Genomic DNA, 14300 nt, shown 5'->3' on the forward strand with positions numbered 1-14300 from the left:
GTGCATGACAAAAATGCTAACGGAAGGTTTCAGATTGATGACAGGAGTTGCTGCAGCGCGCTACACTTGTAACGCTTTAAAATCTGCGCGAGCAGACCTCCGTGCGGCTCTATTGCTGGTTTAGAAGATCCCCTATCGTCTCACCGCGTCGGCGGGCATCGGCGGCGAGCCATACTTCGCCCACTTCGTAAACATCGCCGTAAGCACGGAAGGGAACAATGACATCGATTGCCGTTGCCAACATGTCAATCAGTGTGCGATCTTCCAAGCTTGCCCCCTGCACACTGCTCTTCACAAGTGAGAACAGCTTTTTGAAGCCTTGGACGGGATTCGCCCCATGTATGGTTGAAATCGATCCGGGGTGGCCTGAGACCACCTCACTCAGGTACGCCCACGCCGCGTCGTCGCGCATCTCACCGAGCAATATTCGGTCAGGCCGCATCCGAAGGCTTGCCTGGAGCAGCTGTTCCGCAGTCACTGCACCTAGCCCTGCCCCACTCTTGGAGTAGAGCAGTCTGACGTGGTTCTCATGTGGAATGACGAGTTCGAGCGTATCTTCAATGGTTATCAGCCTTTCTTCCCGCGGAATAGCACTGATCAAGGTCTTGCTCATCGTGGTCTTGCCGCTTCCGGTCGGCCCACAAAGCAACATCGTCCGCTTACCGATAACACATGCACGTAAAAATGATTCCAGATCGCCATTGTCGTAGTCGCGCAGAATCGCTTCGTCTAGTTGATCTCGTCGCTGCGTCCGGATTTGCCACTGATTCCATCGACGAACATCGTAGCGAGCCGAGACTTCCCCCAATTCAGAGACACGATTGCTCGGTCGTCGAATTGTCAAGCTCACGGTGCCAGAGGGTACCGTTGGCGGCAAGCAGATTTGCATCCGCTCGCCACCTGGGAGCTCGGTAGCGCAAAGAGGGTTGCGGGGGCCGACATCTTGTTTTCGCAATGCCCCTGCTAGAATGGCGATGTCTTCGAGATCATCATAAGAGAACGGTGCGGCGAACCTCGTGAAGACGCCACTTTGGCGTACAAAGGCTTCTCCCGGTCCGTTTATGGCAACTTCTTCAGTCCTCGGGTCATCGAGCCATTGCAAGACTGGGTTAAGAAGGGCGCGCAATTGCGGATTTACTTCCATTGGATGCATCTCGCAGCTTTGGCTATCTGTGCATTAGCGCAGATGCCGACGTTTCACCGATCCACCAGTCATATGAAGCTGGTAGATTCCTGAGAAATCCAAATCCCGCGCGACGAAGATCGAGACCGTGTCACCCTGATTTTTTTTCAAGGTTGGGGGAATGTTTATGGCCGCCCTTAGGGCCGTATCGGCCGCTTGTTCGCCATTGTTTTGGAAACTATTGAAGCTGGTCCCGCCGGTCGAATTCCCTGCGTAGCTACTTGCCGCCTGGACTGCGCCCTGGACGACACTCAGGAGCATGGCCCCGCTAAAGCGTTTCCAGAAATGATTGTCGACCGTACCCGGCAGTCCGGAACGGCCGAGTTCGTCGGCCCCCGGGGAGGAAAGAGAGACGACGGCGTGTGAGGGCGTCTCCGCGCGATTCCAGAGAACGAAAACGCGGGCGTCTCCCTGCTGCAGTCCACGCTGGATTTCGCCGACAACTGTCGTTCCGCGATCCAGAAGCACAACATTTCCGGTTGCTCCGCGTATGTCTTGAGGAAGTACACATTTCACATACCCTGCCAGATTTGTATCAATGGCGGTTTGCAGTATGCAGGGAATGATCGTTCCTTGCGTAACAGTGAAATCTGGGTGCGGCAAAAGTATAGCGAGGCTAGGCTGCAACACTGTCGGTTTCAAGCGCACAGAGAGATCGTTCTCAGCAGAATCCTCCGACGCGGCTAGGGAGTTGGCGTTTATATTGTCTTGGCCACCGTTCTGAATATCAGCGTGTGGGGCGGATTTGACACCATTCTGATCACCTCCGCTGTAGGCAAAGATCGGTGTTTCTTCGGGCCTCAGTTCGTTGTGTTCTCGCTGATGTTGATCCGACGGCAAAACCGTTGCTTCCGCAGCTGGCGGTGTCATTGCAGGTTTGGCGGGAATATCAATCGGGGCCGGCCGAAAGGGCTTCGTGTTGGCATCGATCATTGTGTTTGGTGGAGACGGCTCGGTCCTTTTCTTTGAACGCGCCCCGAGCCAAATGAGGCTCAACGACAGTACCAGGACTAAACCCGCAACAAGGAGCTTTTGCGACCCCGAGAGGCGCCGGCCATGAGGATCGGTGACGAGGGATCCGGGCGCGTCGATACCTTCTCTGGATTGGGCATTCACGTCCTCCATCACCTCGTCTCCTTCAGCACGCGCACTACATCGGGTCTGACTGTGCCAGTGCCCGGCTTCCGTCCGACGGCGTCATATGCCTTATTCCAGATGCAAAGTACTGTATGGCCGTCCCGCAGACGCCATTCCCTGGAAACTGATGCTACTTCAACGTAATCTCCCTTAACTGAATAGTTGGCCGTGGCTTCCTTGCCATCTGGGTTAATCACGTAGATTGAAGGTACACGCACGTTTCCGGGAAAGCGAAATGTCGTGGAATACCCGTTGTCGAAAACCTCGAGCGGTAATAGCGAGCGGTCTCCTTGCGCGACATAGCTCCAATTTTTCGCATCTGTGCTGCCACCTGCTGGCGGACGCTCGAGCAAGTCCTCGGCTCGACGCTGATATTGTGCTTGCGCCCGCATCCGATCCGCAAGATCTCTCTGCTCCGCTTCTTTTCGGCGAGCAGCGGCAACGTCGGCAGGATAAGTGAACTGTACGCTGTAGTAGAGGTCAGGCTGCTCTTTATCGAGCCGAGACATCGTTCTGGTCGCGAGGCTGAAAACATAGCGCCGCATTCCTGCGTCGCTTGCGGTAAGGACGATCACAGGCTGCGGCTGCAGCACTTTGCTGGCCTTGAAAAACAGATAATTGCCGCGTGGGAGCGCAGCGAGATCTTTGCTGTTGGAAACGGCGACGGCTGTCACCGCTTCATTGGGCCCAAATGTTACGACCAATGTGGCTCCAACAGCGGTTGAAAGGTGCACAACCTCATCGGGATTGTAGGCGAGATAGCGCATACGTGGATCCAGTTTGCCTGCCGCTGGCGTGTCTTCCGCGTTCGCGCCGCTGGTTACAAAGAGGATACAAACCAGGCCCAGAAACAAATTCTTGATCATTGCTGGCTCCGCGTCGTGTTCGAAACGGTATCTTCCGAAGTTTGATAGGAGGTAACGATTAAGCCGCCTGGATTTGTCAGCCTCAATCGGCCGGGCAAGTTAGTTACCGTTTCATAATGTACCGTTGCGGTCCAGGTGGTTACTATTGGAGCTTGCCCTTCCATGATGAGAGTGCGTTTGTAGCGGATCTGCTGGACGCCAGGCATAAGTTCGTTTGAGCCGATGTGCTCGGCTTCCAGCTTTCCGCGCTTACCAATGATGGTTTGGGGGGAGCTAGGACTGGGGTAATTGAAGAACTGCTGATAATCTTGACGCACCGTTGGGGCACTGAAGCTCGAGACCAGATCATAGGCGTATTGGGCTGTATCCGCCGAGTAGCTCTCCCGCAGACGAACATACTCCCATAGAGACGCATTCACGACCGCTTGCTCCTGCGTCGCCGGCAACCGCGAAATAGATACCTCACTGTCAACTGTACCGTCTGGGCGCACCCACAGATATACTGGAACAAGTTTGTTCAGCGGAAGCATGACGGCGATAGCGAAGGCCTGCGCCACGTTTCCTGCGACTGCAATGACAGCCAAAGCAGCCAAGGCTCTAGAGATTCGCCGAGCTGATCTAGCACGTGCAGACTGAAATGCTTCTACTTCCTTATAGTGGTCCGCCAATGCTTCCCGCTCTACTAACAGCGCGTATTCAGAGCCGTTCATTAGCCTCTCCTGCGTTGGTAGGCTGAAGGTCCGACTGAGCAGGCTGCCATCGCCCGACGTTCAGCGGAAAAATAGGCCCCTTACAAGTCGCCAACTGATCGCTTGTCTGACAAGACGCCAAGCCGATGATCAAAAACAATAGAAAGTACTTCAAGGAAATCCTCCATTTGTGAAGCTGGGACTAACGGCGGATTGTCCGGGCGAAATGGCGATTTAAGCTACCGGCCGTTTGCGTCGCACCGCTCCAATAGCTCCCTCCAATATTCCCGGCGATTGCCGGAAGAGCGACGATCAAGGCGTCGCCGGTCAGAAAGAACATGTCGAGTTCATAGAGGCCTATTATCTTGGCCGCCGTTGTGCCAGCAGAAGTGATAACCCCGAGCATTAGCACGAGTGCCGTCGCTTCCGTCAGAACCACGATAGTTGCCACTATGTTTAGAAGAAGCAGAAGTATGCCATAAGTGACGAGCTGGCCGATCCATTTCGCGGCCATGTCTCTAGTGCGATCGAAGAGATAGCCAACGAGCATCAATGGACCGATCGCCAATAGCACCTTGGTGAGGATTCCGACGGCATCGTAGATTCCAAACGCAGTCCAAAGCGTTCCATAGAAAATCCATTGTGCGCCTTGAAAGGCGAGGATGTCTTGGTCGTTCATCGGCCCAATTTCAGAAGCAATCTTCTGAAAGGCTACTTGCGTGAGTGAAAACATCGTGTCGAGCTGAGCAGGAATCGTCTGCAAAGGAAGCCCACTGATACCGAACTGTTGAATGAAATTCGGAATCGTATCCTCGAAAACCGAGACAACGTAATCATGATATTCCGCCTGCTCAACGATAAGAGCAACAACTACCGATACCATGATTACCCGGGTGATTCCGCCCCGTGCGTCCATTTCCCCACGCATTACGAGGATGCCCTGGACAATGATCCATAGCGTCACGCAGGCCACGAGAGGAGCGCTGACTGCCCGTTGAATGTCCCCAAGCAACGTGTCCAGCCCGACGGTGAAGGCGAGGTCGAATATCGTATGTATCGCCGTAAAAGGCGCAGGAATGCTAAAATTCATTGCCCTTACCTGGATTTAGCTTCGATTTTCTACGGAGAAAGAGGGCCCTGAATGAACAGTAGCGGATCAGTGCAGTTGAGCGGCGCCAAATATAAGCGCAGTTGCCTGATGTTCCTTTCGTTGGGTCGCCGCCTCCTCCGCCTCGTGCAGCCCCGCCTGTGCGGTGGTCATCGTCAACAGGCTGGTCGCCTGAATGTTTTGAATAATTGCGTCATGGATCTGTTTGAGAAGCAAACCGTTGGTGACGGTGGCCTGCATGATATTGCGTGAGCGGGAGAGCTGGCCCGATGTCTCAGAATTTGCCGCAAGGCGCTTGTCCATTGCATCCAGATTGTCAGCCGCGACACCGGCAGCATTTGCGGCGCCTGCAATCTGCTGTCGCAAAAGATTTCCTTCAGCGTCGTCGCCCACGACTGCGCGATCGGCATCTAAGGTAATTGCACGCGCAGTTGTCGAAGCAGGCATCTGCGGCGAAAACATTTCCTTGTCGAGTTGGCCGGCAGAGGGATATTGGTTTTTCTGGTCGATCGCTGATAACATGCCGGTGACGCCAAAGGGCGAGGTCAACATTGTCACCATCGTGATCAATTGCTCGAGGTTCGCCGCAGTATTGATCGCTGTCGTCAGCGTTTCGGCCTCCGTTGCAGGGTCGCTGACAACAAACTGCGCCTTGGCAGTCCCCGACAGAACAAGGCATATGAAAAGTGCGTTTATTGCGAGCTTCGTAATATTCATGACTTCGAACTCCAGATCAATCCTGTGCCTCATGGTAGCGCGTCATGAATTTTTCCAGCCAGGCAGAGGGTTCCTCTCCATGGGTCTCGCGCAACTGCTGGGCAAAACGCACCGTATTGGCACGCCCGGATAGTACGGCGACGTATTCCGGCATGTCGCGCAGATCGAATTCGCACACAACACTTCCGCTCTCGCGCTTCAGCAGAAACTTGCGGCTGCCAATCGCCATCTCCTCGCGAATAGCCTGAAATTCTCGCTCGGTGCACTTCAACCCGTCTATGTAAGCAGAGCGGTCTGCAGTGGGTGATGGGTAGAAGATTTTGGTCATACATTGTGCTACGAGGCTTGCGCCCAATGGTGAATCAAGTACGTGCTCGGGTTGCTGCGTCGCAAGAACTAACATTCCGTTGTTCTTCCGGACGGTCAGCAGGAACTTGTCGACGACTGCTGCGAATTTCTGATTAAGCAGGTAGGAACGAAACTCATCGCAGCTCATGACGAAGCGTCGGCCATCTACCATCGCTCCTATTCGATGCAAAAGGTATGCTGCGGCCGGCGCGCATACCTCCTCATATTCGAGGAGATGGGTCATATCGAAGCCCGTAATCGAAGGATCTAACTTCACTTCGTCCGATTCGCCGTCAAACGCCCAGCCAAGAGCGTTGCCTCGGCACCACCGCTGCAATCTAGCTCCCGCACCTTCGGAGGGCCCGTGCAATAAGAACTCCCTTAAGCCCGCAAGGGATCTCATGTTAGGCTCAAACGAAAGTTGCCGTTGGATACCGCGCTCTAAGCGGCGATTTTCCTCCGGCGAAATTCCCCCCCTGCCGTCGCTTTCAATCAGCGCCACGATCCACTCGCGGAGAAAGTCCCGCGCCGCTGCCGTATCCTCTAGGCCGCGCAAAGGTGCAAGGCCGCTTGGGACACCTCGTCGTAACGTGAGGTACGTGCCCCCGGTGGCGCGCACAAGCAGTTCACCGCCACGATCCTTATCGAAAAAAACGATCGTCCCGCTGCGGTCAACCACGCTCTGCTCAAGCATCGCCAGGATGAAGGTCATAAGTGTCGTTTTTCCCCTGCCAATCGGCCCGAAGATCGCGGTCATGCCCACGTCGTTTTCGTGCGGAATATAATCGAAGGGCGTCCCGCCGTTTGTACGGAAACGAGCAACCGCACCTCCCCAATGGCCCGACTTCCTTCCGATAGGGAAGTTCTCGAATGAAACCAAGCCGGCAAAGTTGCGTGAAGTGATCGCTCCGGGACGGGTACGCCATCTGTGGTTTCCTGGAAGCTGAGACCAGTATGCAGCCTCCATTCCAATGCTTTCCTGCACGATAACCGCCCCCGCGTCCGACAAGCTCGTGCGGGCTCGCGCACCATAGTCGGCAAGGGTATCGAGATCATCGCCGTAGACACAAAGGCTGAGATGATGCGAACCCATGACGAATTCGCTACTGGCCAATGAATCTTCTGCTTGGGCGAGTTCACCGATCTGGGTGACCGCCTTGTCACCGGAGCTAGTCATCTGGTTCGATTTGAGGCTGAGCTTGGCGTGAGCCTGTGCACGTGTGAGGAAAGAGAAACTCTGGCTCAAAACGAGCGGAAAACTTGATGACAGGAGTGTGTTAAGCATTCCGGGCCGCGTCTTTGCCGGGTACTCGCGGAATGAAAAGATAGATCCAACGTAACGATCTTTCGGCGCTCTAATCTCGAGGGCACGCTTGCCGCAGATGACCCGGTCGGTATAAACTGAGGCGCCGAGGGAGCCGCTAACGACCGGCACCGGTAAAAAACGACAAGTCATTATCAGGCGAAGGGCTTCACCAATTTCCGTGAAAAGCACCTGATTTTTTTCTCGGATGCCAAGTCGACGAAGTCCATACCCATCAAGCGTGCCAGCGACAACGTTCCAAAGATCCTCCAGATGTCGGATCTGATGCGCAAGATCGCCTGGGTTCTTCCCATAGCGCCTGGTGAATCTGCTTCCCACTTTACCGAGAGCGGTGCGAGGAGAGACAATGAGCGTGAGGAAGTGGTCGTTTCGAAACAGTTTACCAGACAGAACACGCCGCTCGAACGTTTCGCTTAGGCTTGACGCGAAGGTGCTGCGAAAATGGCGTACCGGCGGTACTGGCACATCGTTGTGACGGACGAGATGGGCATATACTGAGACGTTATCATCGGCAATATTGCGAAAGAGCGTGTTAAAGGCACGGCAGCGCGCATTTCGGACCTCTACTTCCTCCAGTTCGAAGGGAAGGCCACTGATATGCGCCATGGTCAAGATGGAACCGTCCTCTAGAAGAACGACATGGTCGCTGAGGTGCCCTACGTAGGGCAGGTAGATTTCCCCAGATCTCTCGGTCCGTCCGCTTGCTCCGAACATTACGTCATTCCTCTTCCTCGCGACGCCACTCTGATGGGGTTGGGACTGACGCTCGCGCCGCCCCACGCATGGCCGTCAACGCTTCTCCCTGCCGTCTGGAGAAACAGCAAGACCACGCTTGCCGCGTTATAGTCCCGCTCTACGATGAGCCGCGCTCCAAGCCACAGCGGCAAGAGAACAATTTCATAGAGGGGGTTCTGCACAACAACGATGAGAAACCCCGCCAACATCATGAAAACTCCAGCAAGCGTCAGCGGTACCCCAAAGAACAATGCAGGTCTCGTTGCCGCCAAGTAGAGTGTGGCTTCTTCAAGATCGGCATTCATCCCCCGCCCCCTGTCAGTGTTTGGCCGAGAAAGCTGGCTCCAAACATGATAACGATCCCGCCAACAACACCTGCTACCAGACCAAGGGAAGCTCGGCCGAACATCCACGATACCCCGATGGCTACGATACCAAGAACGGCGAGCGATTGACCAAACGGACCGAGAATAAACGTGCAGATATTGTTGACCATGGTGGCGGGGTCAGTGCCCCCAGCGGCCTGCGCGGCAGCTGGCTCGCAGAAAAACAAGCTCCAGCCGATCGCGCCGGTGACGCTCGGCACGTGCGGAGCCAGCAGGCGCACAGCTCTGTGCCAGAGGCCACGGAATTTCGACGGTGCGCGGTATCCTTCAAGCCATGCCATTATGGTGCATCTCCATCATTCGGTTCGAAAACTTGATCTTGTTCGGGGGATTTGCGCTCATTCGGCTGCTGCGCCTCTGGCGGCGCGGACGAACCGACTGCTGAGTGGGAGCGGTCGTATGAACCCCAGACGTTCCAGGGTTCTTCTGGACTCCGCTCATCACGGTCGCCTTTTTTCCCCGACTGAGCCAGCGGGGGGACGAGTAGCTGAGCCGCCACTTCGACCCTCCGCACATAGCCGTTCGCGAAGCCGCGTGTCGGGTTGCCGGTATTGTAAGCCGAAATTGCTCGCCGGATGGCAAGTTGTTCTGACTCTACCGTGTCGCCGCCACTATAATGCCGTACGAGCAGGTCCGCCGCCGCCGACAGGGACACGCAAGGGTTGATTGCATTGCCGGCAGTCAAGCCCAAGTTCGCGAAATTTTTCGAGTTCACTTGCATTAGGCCTACATCGACTGAATGCCCTGCTGCGACGCGATTGTTTACGCTTTGCGTAGCATCCGCCGGATTCTTGCCATGTAAAGTTTCGCCGGTGGTATTGTCATGCAGCACGAGCGGATCAAACTGACTTTCAACCTTCGCAATCGCTCCAAGCGTCGATGGAGCGACTGAAGGTGCGCATTCGCGAGCGAGTTGGTTAAATTCAGCGAACGAGAGCGGCGCAGCTTTGCTTGGCTGGACCATCAGAAAAATGATCCCGAAAGATCCTGCCGTCTTCCGCATTGTTTATTCCCCACTGTATCGCAATGATCTTGGTCAGCATGAAATGACTCGATCGCTAACAGTCGCGACTATGGGAGGTGTCTGTTACTTTCTGATTTTATTATCTTACCTCTCGGTTTCATTTGAAGCATCGAAGCGAAGCCGTTTGATTTCTTGAATCGAGGGAATCGGCGGCCCAAGCGGTGATCCCTAGGCCATGAGAGCGAATTCACCATAGCGGCGGTTTTCGAAAATTTTCGCAGGCTGGCGCGGAGGATGGTGCAGCCGCAGGAGATTTCGCAAAGCGCCCCCGAAGCGGAGATCGGCACCGACTGCACCCTAGACAGGGGGCCGTTCCTCACGTCTCCTAGTGCCGCGCGGCAGATACATCAAGTCCGTTGCATGAAACGCGATCGCAGTATTGACCTGCGAGACCGATGTCCTAGGATCACAACGAGATCTTTTTGAGGTGTTGTGTTGCAAAAGCTCGAACTCGTTTTTTTTGTTTGCGGTCTGTTGGCTTTGGGAACATGGCTTTATTCGAACGAGTATTGGGCGTATGGCGCACTTGCGACGATTTTCCTTCTGATGATCGCTTCGATCCATCTCCTCTTAACATCAAAAGAGCAGGTTTACCGGTTTTTCGCCTGTATATCACTGGCGGTGATTGCAGCCGCAACCGGAGTTGCGTTGTTGCGGATGTCGGGACTGACCGGCTGATTCCGCGACTGGGGATTAAATTAATAAGCAATCGCGTTGTGCGGCCGGCTTCTGTTCAGAGGGAGTATCGGTTTATGACGCAATCACGATTCCGCTGCTATTCGAGCCGACCATTCGTTCAGTTCTGATATTCGCACGAACGACATAGGCGAGAGTCTTTGCTGAAATCGGCTTTTCCAAAAAACGGGCAGATCCCTCGCGATCCGCAGAAAGGGGAACATTTTTCTGGTTTTCGCCAATAATGATGATGGGCGCTTTTGCTAGCTTTGAGATTAAGGACCCTGCACCGTCTCCATCCAGCAAAGACGGTTGATCAATTAGAACAAGATCAGGTTCTTTTCCTTCCAACACCCAGTCGATTAAACCATCCAACGTGTTAAAGCCGACTGGCTCATAGCCCAGCGCCGCGATCTTTTCCTCGTACATTTCCAGCGTGGCTAAGTCGGGTTCGACCACCGCGACAATCTCGCCGTTCCCAAGCGGGATTCTTCCAGGGTCAAAAAAACTCTCTGAATTTACCGGCTGCTTCGACGAAGGTGGCAAGTAGACGTCGAAGCGCGTACCTCTGCCGACAGTTGATACCACGTCGATGTAACCAGCCATCGCGCTAACGTGACCGTGAACCGTGGATAATCCCAGGCCCGTGCCACCGCTGCGGGCGCGGGTAGTAAAAAAAGGCTCGAAAATGTGCGATAATACCGCCTCTGTTATGCCTGCGCCGTTATCCTCAACTGAAAGAAGGATATACTCGCCGGTGGGAATAGTACCGTTTGTAAGAACCTTGTGTTTCCGTACGACAGACCTCCTAACGCTGACCTCCACACGCCCTAACTCTCGGCATGCTTCAGCAGAGTTTTTGCACAAATTCATCAGTATTTGCTCGACCTCAAGTGAGTTTCCTTCGATAACCATTGGAGCGCTCTGATATTTGAAATCGAGCTCGACGCCCGGAGGCAACGCAACACGTAACGACGGCGCGATCACGGTCACTAACTCCGAAAGATCGAATGGTTTTGTTGTTCGATCCCGCTTTCGACTAAGGGCAAGGATCTGGTTGACAATCAACCGCGCTCGATTGCCTTCAGAAATGATGTGATCGATGTAGTCTCGAGCATGAGTACGACGGCGCAGAACGTTGTGTGCCATTTCCGCGTAACCCAGAACTGCACCCAAAATGTTGTTAAATTCATGCGCAATGCCGCCGGCAAGCGTACCAACTGCTTCAAGCCGTTCCGCATGTTTCAAACGACGTTCCAGAATATCTCGCTGGGACTGCTTGCGCCGAATGACCGCATAGTGGCTAACACATGCAGCCGCTAGTTCCATCAGCTGCATTTCACGTGCGGTCGGCGTCTGTAGATGCTCTCGATCAAATCCCAGGCCAAAGACAGCGACTATTCGATCGGATACCTTGAACGCAAGCAGCACCCACAGAAATGGAGAGTCCTCACCGAAGCAGCTCGCTTTTCGTTGAGGATAGGCTCGGAAAATCCGCCCGCCGTCCTCGGCCCCTACCGTGGAAACAATTTCGCGCACCCGTTGTTCGTTCCACTCTGGCGCAGGAGTGCTTCCAAAAAAGGTGACGCCAACGTCATTCTCATTGATGTTGACCAGTCCCAGCGCGCATTGATGAGCTTCAAAGAATAATTGGATAATTCCCAACGCGGCATTCGTTGAGGATTCCAACGACGGTTTTGCTTCTGAAGCATCTTCGAAGCAAAGCCCAATCTTTTTGATCACTTCTTCGAAGTCCAGTCGTCTCGTCAACACCTTGGTTCGCAGATGTAACCTATGGACTAGGGAAATTATGCAAAAGCAAAAGAAAACCGAAACTGCGCCGAGGAAGACCCGTACCCGCTGTTCACCCGCGCTGGCCAAGCTATAAGCTTCAAGGTATGCTCGCTGCAACTTCTTCGTGTTGTCGATGGTTTCAGAAGTTTGGATCACTCCAACGGTGTCTTTCAATCGCGGCAGTAGAGTCAGGATAATCCTCCCACTGCGAACGATCTCCTTGACGCCTGCCTTATCCCCGTTAGCCGAAACCTGAAGCCGGTCGAGACGTTGGTTGATTTCCCGTGCAAACTCGAAATTTGGCTGAGACGAAAACTGGAGCATCAGATAGCCCAACTCAGCGACTTCTAGCGAGTTCAAATCCCTCGTATCCAAAGACCTCGGAAGCGAAGCTATCGACTGGTTAAAGGTCGCCAACGAATCCTGGAACATTACATTTTGCGTACCGAACGCTGCAACGGCTGCGTCGGTCGCATCTACTGAGCTCTTCACCCGCGCCAGCAATTCAGAAAATTCACCGGCCCCGTCGAGGCCCGCCCGCCTAAAAAGCTGCTGTAAATCTGCGACGCTCGTGCGCAGTCGCCCCAGAGGGACGATAAGAGGATGGTAATTCCGAAGAAGGCCGGCGTGAGCACGCAACACATTCCGCTGCAGCATCGCGCAATCCACGTCGATCGATTGCAGCTCTGTCAGGATCGCTTCGTTGCTTTCGTTGTCTTGCCAAGATCCTATGGCCAGAACCGCAAAAGATATCGAGGCAATTACCAGTACCAATACAGACCACGATTTGATATCAAGCAGAACCCTTCGGGAAGGTGATAAATGATCCCAAATCATGCGGTCACCTCTCCTTCTGACAGCCAATCCAACTAAGCAGATTTCGCGGAATCAACGGAGCCCAGTGGTCTGACCCAGTTTCTCATTACTCCGCATCCACGGTGAAAAACACCGACCGAACAAACCAAGCTGGTCCGACAAGAATTTGGCGGCGACTCCTATGCGCTTTCTTCCCATCAGCCAACGAGAGAAAGCAACTCGCTTCAATTTTCTCGATTGAAGCCAACTCTCATCTCCGCAATTCGGCGCACACCTCCATGACCCTGTACCGCCTGCCATTCACCTTCAATCGAGAGATTGGGAGCATGTCTAAGCACCGTAGCAAGTCCTTCTTGCAATTCCAAACGAGCCAACGCTTCCCCAAGGCATCGATGTTCACCGGTGCCAAATACCATATGCCAGCGCATCTGCTTGCGATGAATATCGAAAAGTTGAGGGTGGACATAGTGTTTCTCGTCTCTTAGCGCGGACATGGTGCAAAGTGCGAGAAGACTATTTTTGGGTAGTATGAACCCGTCAAGATCAATATCTGCCAGTGTTGAACGGGGATAGGATCCGACTGGAGGCTCAAAGCGCAGTCCCTCCTCGACGGCGGCGGCCACGAGAGTACCATCGTTCAACAGTGCGTCCCATGCCTGTCGATGTTGCAAAAGCTGTCCGGTCAGTGCAGTGAGGCCGGTTTTGGTCGTGTCAGTTCCAGCCAAGATGATAAGCATCAGCTGGGTTAGGCCTTCGACGGGCGAGAGATCCTCCGCTTCTCGCGTTGCGTTTATGTAGGATGAGAGGAAGTCATCACGCGGATCCGTTCGGCGATCGTCAATTACCGCTTGCACGTAGTTCTTAAACTCGACCGCTGATTTTTCGATGTCCGGAAAGTCGGCATCCCGCCATGAAGGGCTCAGGCAGCGAGCAACGCGATAGACGAGTTGAGTAAAATAGGGAATGTCGCTTGGCGGGAGGCCTAACAGGCTGGCTATCGTAACGGCTGGGAGCTTTGAAGCATATTCCCCCACGAAATTGAAGGAACCAAGCTCCTTCAAATCTCGAAAAAGGATCTCCGTCAATTGCCTTATTTGCGGACGTAGATTTTCAATCATCCGGAATGCGAAAGTCCGAGTAAAAGGAGAGCGACGCCTGCTGTGGGTTTCCTTGTTTGAAAAAAGCATGCTGTAGCGAACGAAGTCGAAGACCGCTCCTTCGTTGACCCCCCGATTGAGCATCAGTTCCGTCTCTATCTGACGGGTCCGAGGGTCACTACTTAAGCCCAATACATCGTCCGCCCTAAGTACGAGGTATACGCCGTCCTGCCTGCGGAGGAAGGGCCGCTTCGGCCGCCATTCTTTAAAAATAGCGTGGCCGAACCGATCTAAGTCCGCGATACTAACGTTGTCTGGGTCGATCGACGCCGATATCATTGGCCCGGACTCTTCCGACACTTTTTGAGAAACTCTACCATTCATAAAATAACCTCTGGAGG

At 54.1% G+C, this 14300-nt stretch carries 14 protein-coding genes; 1 reads left to right on the forward strand and 13 read right to left on the reverse strand.

What is annotated here, in order from left to right:
- Positions 1–109: 109 nt before the first annotated feature.
- From virB11 to PH605_RS11740, 11 genes are all read right to left on the reverse strand, one after another.
- Entirely contained in the window at positions 110–1144 is a 1035-nt protein-coding gene (gene virB11, locus PH605_RS11690) for a P-type DNA transfer ATPase VirB11 (protein WP_010900352.1), read from the reverse strand.
- A gap of 33 nt (positions 1145–1177) precedes the next feature.
- The gene (virB10, locus tag PH605_RS11695; RefSeq protein ID WP_010900351.1) at positions 1178–2308 is read right to left on the reverse strand and encodes a type IV secretion system protein VirB10; all 1131 of its coding nucleotides are present in this window, start codon (positions 2306–2308) and stop codon (positions 1178–1180) included.
- Positions 2308–3186, reverse strand: a complete 879-nt coding sequence (virB9, locus tag PH605_RS11700) for a P-type conjugative transfer protein VirB9 (protein WP_010900350.1) — start codon at positions 3184–3186, stop codon at positions 2308–2310. The genes virB10 and virB9 overlap by 1 nt, the downstream gene beginning before the upstream one ends.
- Entirely contained in the window at positions 3183–3896 is a 714-nt protein-coding gene (locus tag PH605_RS11705) for a type IV secretion system protein VirB8 (protein ID WP_010900349.1), read from the reverse strand. The genes virB9 and PH605_RS11705 overlap by 4 nt, the downstream gene beginning before the upstream one ends.
- Positions 3883–4050 (reverse strand): type IV secretion system lipoprotein VirB7, encoded by a 168-nt coding sequence (locus PH605_RS11710; protein WP_010900348.1) that lies wholly within the window; start codon positions 4048–4050, stop codon positions 3883–3885. Before PH605_RS11710 ends, PH605_RS11705 begins: the two co-directional genes overlap by 14 nt.
- Positions 4051–4077: 27 nt before the next feature.
- A complete protein-coding gene (locus tag PH605_RS11715) occupies positions 4078–4965 on the reverse strand; it encodes a type IV secretion system protein (RefSeq protein ID WP_010900347.1) in 888 nt (295 codons plus the stop codon).
- 66 nt (positions 4966–5031) lie between these two features.
- Positions 5032–5700 carry a pilin minor subunit VirB5 gene (virB5, locus tag PH605_RS11720; RefSeq protein WP_010900346.1) on the reverse strand — a complete coding sequence of 223 codons (669 nt, stop codon included), beginning with the start codon at positions 5698–5700 and terminating at the stop codon, positions 5032–5034.
- A 16-nt stretch (positions 5701–5716) separates the two neighbouring features.
- Positions 5717–8086, reverse strand: coding sequence for a VirB4 family type IV secretion/conjugal transfer ATPase (locus PH605_RS11725; RefSeq protein WP_142845031.1), 2370 nt, complete (start codon positions 8084–8086; stop codon positions 5717–5719).
- Positions 8086–8412, reverse strand: coding sequence for a type IV secretion system protein VirB3 (locus PH605_RS11730; protein WP_010900344.1), 327 nt, complete (start codon positions 8410–8412; stop codon positions 8086–8088). Before PH605_RS11730 ends, PH605_RS11725 begins: the two co-directional genes overlap by 1 nt.
- The gene (gene virB2, locus PH605_RS11735) at positions 8409–8774 is read right to left on the reverse strand and encodes a pilin major subunit VirB2 (protein WP_010900343.1); all 366 of its coding nucleotides are present in this window, start codon (positions 8772–8774) and stop codon (positions 8409–8411) included. The genes PH605_RS11730 and virB2 overlap by 4 nt, the downstream gene beginning before the upstream one ends.
- The gene (locus PH605_RS11740; protein WP_010900342.1) at positions 8774–9496 is read right to left on the reverse strand and encodes a type IV secretion system lytic transglycosylase VirB1; all 723 of its coding nucleotides are present in this window, start codon (positions 9494–9496) and stop codon (positions 8774–8776) included. The genes virB2 and PH605_RS11740 overlap by 1 nt, the downstream gene beginning before the upstream one ends.
- Before the next feature lie 456 nt (positions 9497–9952).
- On the opposite strand from PH605_RS11740, the gene PH605_RS11745 reads away from it, so the two are divergent.
- Positions 9953–10195 (forward strand): hypothetical protein, encoded by a 243-nt coding sequence (locus PH605_RS11745; RefSeq protein ID WP_077768110.1) that lies wholly within the window; start codon positions 9953–9955, stop codon positions 10193–10195.
- A 72-nt stretch (positions 10196–10267) separates the two neighbouring features.
- On the opposite strand, the gene PH605_RS11750 is transcribed toward PH605_RS11745, so the two are convergent.
- Together PH605_RS11750 and PH605_RS11755 are read right to left on the reverse strand one after the other, a co-directional pair.
- The gene (locus PH605_RS11750; RefSeq protein ID WP_010900341.1) at positions 10268–12823 is read right to left on the reverse strand and encodes a two-component system VirA-like sensor kinase; all 2556 of its coding nucleotides are present in this window, start codon (positions 12821–12823) and stop codon (positions 10268–10270) included.
- A 203-nt stretch (positions 12824–13026) separates the two neighbouring features.
- Complete coding sequence (locus PH605_RS11755) at positions 13027–14283, reverse strand: cytochrome P450 (RefSeq protein ID WP_234886495.1); 1257 nt, start codon at positions 14281–14283, stop codon at positions 13027–13029.
- Positions 14284–14300: the final 17 nt, after the last annotated feature.

This window comes from Agrobacterium sp. CFBP 3001 (genome assembly GCF_027871605.1).
Lineage (GTDB): Bacteria > Pseudomonadota > Alphaproteobacteria > Rhizobiales > Rhizobiaceae > Agrobacterium > Agrobacterium leguminum.